Here is a 13247-nt window from a genome sequence, read left to right on the forward strand (position 1 = left end):
GGTCGGATTAGATCCGACCGGCTTGTTTTGAATTACGCACTTTTTTGATTAGCTGCTTGTTGTTTCTTTTTTCGGAGGTGATACAGTCCGAATAGTCCGAGGAACCAGACCGGTGTCAACAACAAGGCTGGACGTGTATCGTCAGCAAACAGCATGACGACGAGAATGACTGCAAACAATCCGAGCACGAGGTAATTGACGAGTGGTGTCAATGGCGCTTTGAATGTCGATGCCGCATGTAATTCCGGATTTTGTTTTTTGTACCGGAGATGACAGACGAGGATGACACCCCAGACCCAGATGAAGCAAATCGCACTGATCGTCGTGACGATACTGAACGCTTGTCCTGGTAACAGTTTACTGAGCAAGGCACCGACTGAGACGACAATCGTCGAGACGAACAAGGCGTTTGCCGGAACATGGTTTTTGTTCAATTTCGAGAACTTTTTCGATGCTTGCTGTTGATTTCCTAGGTTATACAGAATCCGGCTCGTCGAGAACATTCCGCTGTTACATGCAGAAGCAGCAGACGTCAGTACGACGAAGTTGATGATTCCTGCTGCGAGCGGAATCCCGATCAGACTGAACGTCTTGACGAACGGACTTTCTGTCGCACTTAATCCTGTCCATGGGTTGATCATCAAGAGGACGAGTAAGGCACCGACATAGAAGAATAAGATCCGAAGCGGAATCTTATTGATCGCGGACGGAATGTTCTTCTTCGGATCCGCTGTTTCTGCTGCGGACACCCCAACGAGCTCGACGCCGACATAGGCAAAGACGACCATTTGGAACGATAGCAGGAATCCAGAAATCCCGTTTGGCATCCATCCGCCATGTGACCAGAGGTTCGACACGGTCACGGGACCGGCGTCCGTTTTAAAACCGATTGCGAGCAGGACGATTCCGACACCAATCAAGGCAAGGATCGTCACGACCTTGATCAAGGCAAACCAAAACTCGAGTTCACCGAACAATTTAACCGTTAATAAGTTAAAACCAAGTAAAATCAAGAGAGCAAGAACGGCTGGAATCCATTGCGGGATATCAAACCAATACTTGACGTACACACCGACGGCGATGATGTCCGCCATCGCTGTCATGATCCAACAGAACCAGTACGTCCAACCGGTCACGAATGCGGCACGTGGTCCGAGATAATCTTCTGCGATATCCGTGAGTGACTGATAACCTGCTTTTGACAATAACAATTCCCCAAGTGCACGCATGACGAAGAAGATCGCGATCCCGACGAGTAAGTAGGCAAAAATGATCGATGGTCCGGCGAGTTGGATCGCTTTTCCTGATCCTAAAAATAACCCTGTTCCGATCGTTCCACCAATGGCAATCAACTGTACATGACGATTCGATAAATCCCGCTTTAATCCTTGCTGTTCCAAACCTGAACTCCTCCTTGTGATGGTTTCTCTACGCTTCAGACCGTTCTGTCGGTCCTGAAAAAGAAAAAAAGAGACTGGACGAATGTCCAATCTCAACAAAATCAAAGGAATAACCCATACACGCCACTACGACATTCGATGAATGCCCGTCGCTGCATCTGATTACTCTTCTGTCCGTTTGCCTGAGATTGTGAACCCTTCGGCGCCGTGTCGACACGGTCTCTCCAGAAGCTGCTCCTGCCATAGTGTGACCCATGACAATCATAGCTTTCTCTTTATTTGATTATCCGATGCGTCGCTGCATCGATGAATTGTTTCTAATTCTAGTAATCTCTAAAGCGTTTGTCAAATTAATTTTGAAATTAATTTTAAAGTATTAATATCAAAATTAATTGTATCCGCTTACTTCTTTTTAAATAATCATTGTATGACTAGATCAACTTTTTTAGACCATTTACCTTCAAATTCTCTAGAGATTTTCATTCCATAAATTTTTCCGATTAGTCTAATATCGTAGTCGTCGCCCTCTAATACTTTTACTTTTTGGTCTTGATTTGCCTGTGTTGTGAATGGTGGAATCATGACAGAAAAACTACTGTTCTCATCCCAAGAAGAAGATATTTGACGAGAATTACTATAAACATAGCTTGAAGTCAGCCCAGCTATTCGTTTTCCAGAAGTATTTTTTACACTAATTGTCGATTCAATAAGATCAGGTAGTTTTACCGAAAATTCAGGCATATTTTTAATAATTTCAAGATTATACATGTTTCCACTAAGTCTGATGTTTGATGTGCACTCTGGATTTTTTCCAGGGTAATCCGTGTAGCCACTATCAAATAGTTTGCCAACCTGCCAGTTAAGATACTTTCCTGTAAAGGCGTCGAATTCAAAATGACCATTTTTATCAATTAAACCGGAAGCAGCAGGTTCTTCCCCAATCGGACTATTCATGAAAAAATAGCAACCTTTCAAATCACTGTTATGAATGGTTCCTTTTACGTGGACCACTAAATCACCTAGGTCTTTTAACAGCTGGCAACTCGAACTCTCACTATCTTCTTGATCTAAATAGCATGTATTACTACCTTGTCCTCCATCAATGTGATCGTCGCCTTGATTACCTTTTAAAGTATCACTGCCTTCTTTTCCAACGATTTCGTCATTCCCTTTATTACCTTCGATTTTATCGTTTCCAGCGAGTCCAATGAGTGTATTTTTACGATCGTTCCCTTGGATTTTATCGTTTCCTGTTCCGCCAGTTAAGTTTTCAACATCACTACTAATTAAATCCTTTTCGTTTTTTTCTCCATCATCTTTTTTATTATTTAAGCTGATATTCAAATCTTTTTTCTTATCGCTATATGAAACGGTATCGATTCCTTCGTTCCCTTTAAAATAATCTGATCCACTTTCCCCTTTGAGTTTATCGTTTCCTGTTCCTCCATATAGTTTATCGTCTCCTGAACCCGCAACAATTGAATCATCACCACTTCCACCATCAATTGTATCGTTTCCTCCAAGACCCTGAATTTTATCATTTCCGCCTAAACCACAAATTACATCAGATTTGCTAGTACCTTTTAAGGTATCGTTTCCTTTTGTACCAATGATCGTACATTTTTTCCCATCGCTTGCTTTTAAATTTTTTGTACTTGCTGTTACTAAATTTTCATTTGCAACAAGTACTAAAATTGCAAGTAATAATACCGTTATAATCGTTTTAGCTAATCTCATTCTTACTTCCCCTATCCAACAAAATTATTTGTGCATATCTTTATCGGTAAATTATTCAAAACTATTAACTAATTATGTAATTTATTAGTTTTTGTATATTCTCTTTTATTCTATTTTCTTATACTCAGCATAAGAACTATCTATTTTACTTCCCTTCGGAACGGCTTTATATTGAATGAATTGATAATAAAGTTAAGTAGTTTTCGATTCAGGTATGAAGCGGAACTTCAGAAAAGAAGGGATTTTTATGTCTACCACAAAAAAAGGCTATTTCATGATGATCGTCCTCTGGTTCGCCTATGCGACCTTCGCCATGAACTGGGTCGCGGGTTCATCATTGACGCCACAAATCACGGCGCATTTCTTCGGTAATCAGACCGTTGACCCGCTCATCTCACAACTCGTCAACTATTCGATCACGACGGCGCGTGTCTTCGCGAATATTCTTGCCGCGCTCATCTTGATGAAGCTCGGTCCGAAAAAAGCACCGTTGCTCGCACTCTTGTTCCTGATGATGTCGATCGTCGCCATCTACCTGCCGAACTACTGGGCGTATACGGTCGCTCGCATGGTCATGGGACTCGGTGGTTCAATGGTCATCGTCTACATGAACCCGGTCGTGACACGTTACGTTCAAGACCCCGCTGAAAAATTACGGATCAACGCCTTCAATACCGTCTCCTATAACGTCGGTGCATTCGTCGTGTCACTCTTGTTCACCTTGTTCGCTGATCAATTCGTCAGTGATTGGAAATTGACGTTGACGATCTTCGCGAGTCTGACAGCGATTCTCTTCTTCGCATGGTGGATCGGTAGTGAGTCGTTCGAGTTGAACGATGCTACGGACGTGGACGAAGCGCCTTACGGTTACGGAGATGCTGTCCGCGATCCATTCCTCTGGAAATATGCGGTTGCCTTCGGCGGTTTCTTGACGCTCTATATCTTATCGCTCGTTGGCTTGAAACCCGTGTTCGATACGTACACGCAGTTGAACGGTTCGCTCGTCAACCTGTTGGTCTCAGGTGCCGGAATCGTCGGTACGTTCGTCGGTCTACGGATCGGTAACAAAGGAACACCTCGTAAACCGATTTTGTTGATCAGCGGGACAGTCATGATCGCGAGTTTCCTCGTCACGGTCTTGTTCGGAAACATCTCGCCGCTCGTTTCATATGTCTTTGCGTTCATTTCCGGATTTGCGATGTACATCCAGTATCCGATCTTCATGAACTTGGCACACGAACGAAAAGGGATGACACCGCAAAAGATCACTGTCTTGTTTGGTCTCTTCTGGGCGATCGCTTATGCGACGCAGACGATCTTTACGATCATTTGGAGTTACGCACTCGGACATGCGGGATATACGGTCTCAATGATCGTCTTCTTCCTCTGCTGTTCCGTGTATCTGTTCTTCACGTTCTTCTTACCAGAAACAAAACCAAAACGGACGAATGCACTTCGCAAATCCGCTTAATCAAGCAACAAGCCCTTCCGAATCACCGGAAGGGCTTATTCTTATGCTTCGTTATGCGCGCCATAACTATGACGAAGAGCAAATAACAGTCGAATCAATGATTCATGATAACCGATGAACCATCCTTCTTCGATCCCGTTGACGATCGCTTCTTCTGTCATCCAAGCGACGCGTTGGACTTCTTCTTCCTGCAGCGTCAGCGTCGTCAAATCCACTTCCTGCTCGACGAGATAATAATCATCAAAACCGATCTCAAACGGAATCGTCAGATGGGGACGGATGCCTGTGAAATCGATATCGAGTCCAAGCTCTTCCGACAGTTCACGTTGCGCTGCCATCTGACTCGTATCCCCGCTGACTGCACTGCCTCCGACCGTCAGATCCCACATGTTCGGCCAACCAGATTTGAACGGTTGCCGTTGTTGGACGAGCATCTCTCCTTTGGCGTTAAAGACACAGACGTGAATCGTCATGTGATAATCGCCGGCTGTATGTGGCGTCCCCCGTGTCCAGAGCCGTCCTGTTTTCTTACGATCTGCTGTGTATACGTCCCACTGTTCCATCCTAAATCATTCCCCTTTTTAATCAATGAAAGACGTAGAGTTCGAACTTTCCTCCGCCTTGACGCAATCAATCGCGACGACGAGGGCGATCAACAATTCTTCCATCGCTTCATCGTCGACTTCAATCATGTACTGATCGGTCCAAGAAATCCACTTCTTCTGCACGCGACCTATCCGTTGCCCTTGTTGTAAGACCTCAAAATCAACATCCCACCAGTCGCCCGTCACTTCGAATTGATCCGAGTTGATCGTATAGCGGTCCTTGAAGAACGTGAACTCTTTAATAATTTCAAACGATTGCCCTGCTGCTTCGACATAAAAGACCGGTCGGAAACTGAACGTCTTCTTCGTGATTTCCGCGACTTCCTCTCCATCTCGGTTCGTCACGCTGAATGACTTCGGAAGTTTCATAAAACTTCCCTCGATGTGATAGGCGTCGTGCCCTGCCTCGTCTTGAATCGAGAATCGTCCACGTAAACTGAACGCTTTTTCTTTCATATAGAGTGTATGCATACCGGTCTCCTCCTTTAGTGTATAGTCTCATTTACGCGATCACCGACGGAAAAGATTCAATATCTGGAAATTCTCGTTTGTGTCCGAACTTTCAGTGGTATCAACTTACATACCACGAATCTACGGGAAAGAAGGAATTTTGATGTCTATCAATACGATTGTTCTCTTCATTTTACTCGCCATCGCCCTGTTGATCATCCTTGTCCCACCGCTTCTCTTTTGGCACGTCTGGCGCGCTGATCGTCGTCAGCAAGAACACGCGGTCCTGCGAAACTTCCCTGTCCTTGGAAAAATGCGCTATATCCTCGAGAACATGGGACCGGAACTCCGCCAATACTTATTTCTCAACAATAACGAAGGGAAACCCTTCTCCCGTAATGAATACAAGACGGCTGTCCTTTCCGGCAAATACCAAAGTCGGATTCTCAGTTTTGGATCGGAACGTGATTTTGAAGAAGCTGGTTTTTATGTACAAAACGCCCTCTTTCCAACGAATCGTCAGGAATTACGGATCGATCAATCCGAACGTGTTGATACGCACATCTATCAGATTGACCGTGATGAACTATTTACACGTAAAGAACATCTCGTTGCGAAGCAAATTTCACCGTATCTCTTGAAAATGGAGGATGCACCGGTCATTGGCGCGACGACGTGCCGACACCCTTATCAAATCCAAGGACTGATCGGTCAATCAGCGATGAGTTTTGGCGCACTCGGTGACCGGGCGATCACTGCGCTCTCGATTGGACTCGGTCGCGCTAAAGGGAGCTGGATGAATACCGGGGAAGGCGGGCTATCCGATTTTCATCTAAAAGGTGACGTCGACATCATCTGTCAGATTGGTCCCGGTCTGTTCGGTGTCCGAACGGAAGACGGTGACTTTTCGTTCGATGAGTTCCAGAAAAAAAGTGAGTTACCGCAAGTCAAAGCCTTCGAACTCAAGCTCGCCCAAGGGGCTAAGACACGCGGTGGTCACCTCGAAGGATCAAAGGTTACAGAAGAGATTGCCGCTGTCCGGAAGGTCAAAGTCGGTGTCGGCATCGATAGTCCGAACCGCTTCAACGAATTCACGACACCAGAGACGATGCTCGACTGGGTCGAACGTCTTCGCGAAGTTGGCGGCAAACCGGTCGGAATCAAAGTCGTCGTCGGTAATCTTGAAGACATGCGGCAGTTGATTGCTTATATGAAAGAATCCGGACGTCATCCGGACTTCATGACGGTCGACGGAGGTGAAGGAGGAACAGGCGCGACGTTCCAAGAACTCGCGGATGCTGCTGGTCTACCACTCTTTTCCGCCTTACCGTTCGTTCACCAACTCCTGACGGAAGCTGGTTTACGCGACAAGGTCAAAGTGTTTGCGTCCGGTAAGCTGATCAGTGCCGATAAGATTGCGATCGCTCTCGCCCTCGGTGCCGACTTCGTCAATATCGCACGTGGTCTGATGTTTAATGTCGGCTGTATCCAAGCGCAAGTTTGTCATACGAATCACTGTCCGGTCGGTGTCGCGACGACCGATCCGAAGCTGCAAAAGGCGCTGATCGTCGACGAAAAAAGTTTCCGCGTGACGAACTACATCATCTCGTTACGAGAAGGTCTTTATAACCTGACGGCGGCAGCAGGACTCGTCTCGCCGACGGAACTTCGACCCGAACACGTCATCTATAAGGACGAAGCCGGACACCTGATTCCGGGACCGGACTGGATGACACGGCATATGATGGATCGCTCTCTTTCCTCACGGTAACGAATAGCACTCACTTGCACTTTTTAGCTAGAGCGCTTAAAGTGTATAGTTGATGAAATTCTTTAACCACACATGTGCATTACCTTAAGGAAAGGGTTTAATATACTATGAAAAAGAACTTTTGGCAGGACTTACCACGACCATTTTTCGTCTTAGCACCGATGGAAGACGTCACCGATGTCGTCTTCCGCCACGTCGTCGCGAAAGCGGCGCGTCCGGACGTCTTCTTCACGGAATTCACGAATACAGAAAGCTATTGTCACCCGAAAGGCAAACAGAGCGTCCGCGGACGTCTCGAGTTCACGGAAGATGAACAACCAATGGTCGCTCACATTTGGGGCGATAAACCGGAATATTTCCGCGAGATGAGCATCGGCATGGCAGAGATGGGCTTTAGCGGAATCGACATCAACATGGGCTGTCCCGTCCATAACGTTGCTGTTAACGGTAAAGGCTCCGGTTTGATCAATCGTCCGGAAGTCGCAGCTGAACTGATCCAAGCTGCAAAAGCGGGCGGTCTCCCAGTCAGCGTCAAAACGCGTCTTGGCTACACGAAGGTCGAAGAGTGGCACGATTGGTTGCGTCACATCCTCGAACAAGATATCGCGAACCTCTCGATTCACCTTCGGACACGTAAAGAGATGAGCGCCGTTCCAGCGCACTTCGAATTGATTCCGGAAATCAAGAAGTTACGCGATGAGATCGCACCGCAGACGTTACTGACGATCAACGGGGATATCAACGATCGCCAACACGGGCTTGAACTCGTCGAGAAATACGGTGTCGACGGTGTCATGATCGGTCGCGGGATCTTCCACAACCCGTTTGCGTTCGAAGTCGAGAAAAAAGAACATTCGAGCCAAGAACTCCTCGATTTGTTACGTCTGCAGCTTGATCTGCACGATCATTACTCGGCTCAATTCGAGCCCCGTCTCTTCAAACCATTACGCCGGTTCTTCAAGATTTACGTCCGCGGATTCCGCGGTGCGAGTGAACTGCGGGTCAAATTGATGGAGACGAACTCAACGGACGAAGTGCGTGCTTTACTCGACGCTTTCGTTGAAGAAGAAGGCATTCACGAGGTCAACTCGTTTTCAATTTCATGATACGTAAAAGAGAAGTCGAATACGACTTCTCTTTTTTGAACAGGAGGACTTACGAATGAGTATGCGCATTGGTGAAGTAGCAGAACGGATGGGAATTTCAACTTCCGCGATTCGGTTTTATGATCGCAAAGGGTTACTTCCATTCGTCGATCGTGATGAGCACGGGCGACGGCAGTTCAAGGAAAATGATTTCAATTATATCGAAACAATCGATTGTCTGAAACGGAGCGGTGTGCCGATTAAAACGATTGCGACGTTTATTGAATTATGTATGCAAGGCGATGCCTCTCTCCGTCAGCGATACGACTATTTGGATGAAGAAGAACGACATCTACAAGCAAAAATCGAGGAATTACAAGCGCAACAAGCGTTTCTTCGCTTCAAGAAGTGGTACTACAAAACAGCCATCGAAGCTGGAACTGAATCACTTCACTTCATACCTGGCACCACTCTGTTCCAACCGGATCTTCAAGAACAATTCGAGCGTCTTTTGGCAGCAGGACAGTCCATCGATGCTCTGACTCACCTTGATGAGCAAAGGGGTTGACTTAAACTAAGGTTTAACCGATAAGGTCGAGATAATCATACAGAAAGAAGGGATTATCTCATGAATAAATCATTAGTCGTCATTACAGGTGCAAGCTCGGGATTCGGTGCTGAAATTGCCAAACGTTTTAACAAGGAAGGGTTTCCGCTCTTATTACTTGGAAGACGTCTTGAGAAAATGGAGCAACTTCCACTCAATTTTGAGCATGTCCTTCTTAAACAAGTCGACGTGACAGATCTTACTGCTTTTAAATCTGCTGTTCGGGAAGCAGAAGAACGTTATGGAAAAACCGATCTTCTCATCAATAATGCCGGTGTCATGTTGCTTGGTAACATCGAGACGCAACAACCTGAGGAATGGCAGACGATGCTCGACACGAATGTCCGAGGTGTGTTGAACGGGATGCAAATCGTGCTTGAGGATATGAAAAATCGTCAGCATGGGACGATCCTCAACATGTCTTCCATTGCCGGCTTCAAAGCGTTTGTGAATCATGCTGCTTACGTTGCAAGTAAGTTTGGTGTCCATGGAGCAACGGAAACGATTCGCCAAGAAGTCGCCGAACACAATGTTCGGGTTTCTCTCGTTTCTCCTGGATATGCAGAAACAGAATTACTGCACCACGTCACGAACGAAGCACTTGTCTCAGGAATTGAAGATTGGAAGTCAACGATTGGTGGGACCACGCTCGATCCACGTCATGTGGCGGATACGGTTTTCTTCATCTACTCTATGCCGCAAGACGTCACTGTACGCGAAGTCGCGTTAGCGATCACGAAACAAACACCATGATCCTAGAACAAAGCACGCCTCCTCGTCTTGAGGAAGCGTGCTTTTTCGTGTCACCAGCGTTCGACGGTTTGCCGCGTATCCGCACACCATTGTTCAAAATCAGACTGATGCGTCAGCGATAGGAAACGTCGTTTGCCGAGTCGCCGATCGAGCCGTGCGATGCCACGGATGAAAGGATGTGGATGAACAAGCGCTTGTTCGAACGCGAGGTTCGGGTACTGCAACAAGTCCTGTTGGATTTCGTAGTTCGCTACGTATCCGTCCTGTTTGACCTGTCGTTCGATCTCCGCCGATAACGCATGCGACTGTTTCAACCAGTCGGACTGCCATAATTCTCGGAAGGATGCTTCTGGTTTATCCGGTAACTGTGTAGCTTGTAACGCATAACGCCGCTCCACTTCCCGTTCGAATCGAAAGTCGTCTGCTCCGAGAATCTCTTCACCGTCAAACGTCACCCAGACGCGACTAGGACTATCTTGAATCCGGTAGACGGCTGCATGAAAAGCAATCCGTCCCTGTAACGACGGGGCAAGCAGTTGCTCGACCCGTTTTTTGATGATGGAAAACTGCACGCAATCCGTCCTTTCCGTCCGGCTAATCTAATCAGCCGTTCTTCATATGAAACGATTCCGCAAGCGTAAACGTCAACTCTTTTAACTCGAGACCACCGAGTGCAAAGTAGAGCTTTAAATAGTTGTGCGGATTAAAGACGAAGACGTCCTTCGTCTGACTGACCCACTCGCCGTTCGTTCCGTTGAAGGTAAAGGTTGCAACTGGCATGTTGTTCGCAAATAGTGTCACCGGCATTTGCGCCAGTTCGCCGGCATTCGAACGTGCCGTCAACGTGACCTGATACATCCCTGTCTCTTCCGCCGTGACAGCGAAGACATGACTGCTTCCTGTCGTCGTCGTGACGTCCGTTAACGGGAAGGCATCTCCACTGATGAGGCGTTGGTGCGAGACCGCTTGCTCTTCAAGTGCTTCTTCTTCGACTGGTGCCCCGAGGACCTCGACGGGTGACGCCGTTCCCATCACACGGTCCATGACCGGTGACCGAAGTAAGAACTGACAGATGTTCGCGACACTCCGCAGTAACTCGGAACGTCGAAGTGTTCCATCAGCGAGAGCCGTCAACGTATCATCCTCGAACGGATTCGTTCCTGGTTCACCGACGACCATGTAGAGATCGTTTTGCGAACGGACCATCGTCGCCGTTTGCTGACGATTTGCTTCTGTTCCTTCCGCATTGATCTTCGCCCACCAGTCGGTCATGACGATTCCGTCAAAGCCCCACTCATCGCGCAAAATACGTGTGTTCTGATCATATAAGCCGGCAGTCCAGATGCCATTGACGGCACCATACGTCGTCATGATCGAGTAGGCTTTCCCGTCCTTGACGGCCATCTCGAACCCTTTCAAGTACAACTCACGTAACGCCCGTTCTGATACGATCGAATCCAGATCGTGTCGGTGGAATTCTTGGTTGTTGGCACTGAAGTGTTTCAACGTTCCCGTCACACCAACCCGGTGCATCCCGTCGAGCTGTGCCACGGCCATTTTTCCAGTCAGATACGAATCTTCCGAGAAATACTCGAAGTTCCGTCCGTTGAGTGGATGACGATGGAGGTTCATCCCGGGTCCAAGCAACGTATCAATCTCGTTCTTCCGTAACTCGAGACCTGTCATCTCAAATAGATCGGCAATCAATGTTGTGTTGAACGTCGAAGCAAGCAATGTTCCGTTCGGTAACGAGAAGGCTTTCGTCCCGATGTCCATCCGGATTCCGGACGGACCATCCGCGCAGCAGCCTGCTGGAATACCGAGTGCTTCGAGTTCTGTCGTCACGCCACCAAAGGCGCCCGCCGTTCCCGGTGTGACACGCGGTGAGTTCATCCCTTCCCCCCGAACGATCGCCGCGAGATCCGCATCCGTCAATTGATCGAGGAACGTCTCGAGCGTGACCCGTTCTTCTTTGACATCGCGTAACTTCCAACCGGCGTCTTCCGTCCGCGTCCGTTCAACGGGACGCTCCTGTTGACGACGCTGTTCCGAATCGATCGTCCGCAGTGGTGTTGCTTCATACGTCACCGTATATCCCGTTTCGGTCGCTTGCGGTTTGATGCGTTCAAACGCTGTCACCGGTGCCATGTTCTCCGTTAAGACGTCCGTGACGTCAAGCGTCTCGACAGAATGGCTTGCGACTGGAATCGCCGACCGGACGTCCGTTCCGAGATAGAGCTGATACGTGCCAGGTTCGACAACATAAGACGACTTATTCCCGGTAACGCCACTATCGTCATAACTCGCAAACGAGGCGAATGGTACGACGAGTCTGAGAGATTCTTGCTCGCCTGGTGCGAGTTCTTTTGTCTTGCCGAACGTAACGAGTTGACGCGTCGGATTCCCGAGTTGTCCTTGTGGTTTCTCAAGGTATCCTTGTACGACTTCCTTCCCGCTCGTCTGCCCGGTATTCGTCACCGTCGCCGTAACCGTCCAAGCATCAGCCGACGTCGTCACGTCTGTCGTCAGGTCAAACGACGTATACGATAATCCGTACCCGAACGGATACAAGACCACTTCCGGTGCGAACGTCTCGAAGTAACGGTACCCGACATAGATGTCTTCTTGATACAACGCGCGATCGGCATGACCGAAGTGTGGTGTCGACGGATAATCATCGAGCGAACGAACGATCGTATCCGGTAGTTTCCCAGACGGCGAGACGCGGCCGAGCAAGAGATCACTCAGTCCAGTTCCGCCTTCCATTCCTCCTTGCCACGCGTAGAGGACAGCACTTGGCGTCGTCTCTTCGACCCAGCGCATATCGATGATGTTCCCGACGTTTAAGACGACCACAGTTTGTTTGAAGTGTGTCGTCACGAGTCGGAGCATCTCCTGTTCCGTCTCCGTTAAAAAATAACTCCCTGGATCCGCTGTATTATCGCGATCTTCCCCAGCCGTGCGACCAATCATGATCAAGGCAACATCGGAGTCAAGTGCTGCTTGCTGAACGAGTGTCGCGTCAAGCGGCATCTCTTCTTGCGACCACGGCTCGGCTGCCCAGCCTTCCCCTTGGTCAAACGGATGGTCTTCAATCCAGTTCTCGTACGCCTTGAGGACGTCTGCGTTCAGCGTCACGTCTTCGCGTAGCATATCGAGCGGACTGACGACGTTCGTGACGTTGACCATCCCGCCTGATCCTGTTCCACTTTTATAGTAGTTGAACTGATTACGTCCGAAAACAGCGACCGTCGATGCAGGTTGCAACGGGAGTACACCATCATTTTGTAAGAGGACCGCCCCTTCCGCGACGGTTTGTCGTGCGAGTTTTGTATAGGCTTGCCAATCGAGTGTGTATGTCATACGTC

The 13247-nt window shown here is 48.1% G+C and carries 11 protein-coding genes and 1 riboswitch; of the genes, 5 read left to right on the forward strand and 6 right to left on the reverse strand.

Going from position 1 to position 13247, the window contains the following annotated elements; all coding sequences use genetic code 11:
* Positions 1-32: 32 nt before the first annotated feature.
* Complete coding sequence (locus AC3B4V_RS13350; protein WP_488378691.1) at positions 33-1400, reverse strand: amino acid permease; 1368 nt, start codon at positions 1398-1400, stop codon at positions 33-35.
* Positions 1401-1560: 160 nt separating this feature from the next.
* Positions 1561-1638, reverse strand: a riboswitch (glycine riboswitch).
* Between the two features lie 182 nt (positions 1639-1820).
* Entirely contained in the window at positions 1821-3137 is a 1317-nt protein-coding gene (locus tag AC3B4V_RS13355; protein ID WP_488378692.1) for a calcium-binding protein, read from the reverse strand.
* Between the two features lie 247 nt (positions 3138-3384).
* On the opposite strand from AC3B4V_RS13355, the gene AC3B4V_RS13360 reads away from it, so the two are divergent.
* The gene (locus AC3B4V_RS13360; protein WP_488378693.1) at positions 3385-4608 is read left to right on the forward strand and encodes an MFS transporter; all 1224 of its coding nucleotides are present in this window, start codon (positions 3385-3387) and stop codon (positions 4606-4608) included.
* A gap of 41 nt (positions 4609-4649) precedes the next feature.
* On the opposite strand, the gene AC3B4V_RS13365 is transcribed toward AC3B4V_RS13360, so the two are convergent.
* Positions 4650-5171, reverse strand: coding sequence for an NUDIX hydrolase (locus tag AC3B4V_RS13365; protein ID WP_488378694.1), 522 nt, complete (start codon positions 5169-5171; stop codon positions 4650-4652).
* Positions 5172-5189: 18 nt separating this feature from the next.
* Entirely contained in the window at positions 5190-5684 is a 495-nt protein-coding gene (locus AC3B4V_RS13370; RefSeq protein WP_488378695.1) for an LURP-one-related/scramblase family protein, read from the reverse strand.
* A 142-nt stretch (positions 5685-5826) separates the two neighbouring features.
* On the opposite strand from AC3B4V_RS13370, the gene AC3B4V_RS13375 reads away from it, so the two are divergent.
* From AC3B4V_RS13375 to AC3B4V_RS13390, 4 genes are all read left to right on the forward strand, one after another.
* The gene (locus AC3B4V_RS13375) at positions 5827-7434 is read left to right on the forward strand and encodes an FMN-binding glutamate synthase family protein (RefSeq protein WP_488378696.1); all 1608 of its coding nucleotides are present in this window, start codon (positions 5827-5829) and stop codon (positions 7432-7434) included.
* Positions 7435-7541: 107 nt separating this feature from the next.
* Complete coding sequence (locus tag AC3B4V_RS13380; RefSeq protein WP_195866080.1) at positions 7542-8540, forward strand: tRNA dihydrouridine synthase; 999 nt, start codon at positions 7542-7544, stop codon at positions 8538-8540.
* Positions 8541-8595: 55 nt separating this feature from the next.
* Positions 8596-9087, forward strand: coding sequence for a MerR family transcriptional regulator (locus AC3B4V_RS13385; protein ID WP_223041073.1), 492 nt, complete (start codon positions 8596-8598; stop codon positions 9085-9087).
* Positions 9088-9147: 60 nt separating this feature from the next.
* Positions 9148-9879 (forward strand): SDR family oxidoreductase, encoded by a 732-nt coding sequence (locus AC3B4V_RS13390; RefSeq protein ID WP_488378697.1) that lies wholly within the window; start codon positions 9148-9150, stop codon positions 9877-9879.
* Between the two features lie 50 nt (positions 9880-9929).
* Here AC3B4V_RS13390 and AC3B4V_RS13395 read toward each other — a convergent pair whose 3' ends face one another.
* Positions 9930-10451: an SF0329 family protein gene (locus AC3B4V_RS13395; RefSeq protein WP_223041074.1), complete on the reverse strand. Its 522-nt coding sequence runs from the start codon at positions 10449-10451 to the stop codon at positions 9930-9932.
* Between the two features lie 31 nt (positions 10452-10482).
* Entirely contained in the window at positions 10483-13242 is a 2760-nt protein-coding gene (locus tag AC3B4V_RS13400) for a glycoside hydrolase family 3 protein (protein ID WP_488378698.1), read from the reverse strand.
* Positions 13243-13247: the final 5 nt, after the last annotated feature.

The sequence above is a fragment of the Exiguobacterium sp. E17S genome (genome assembly GCF_057772545.1).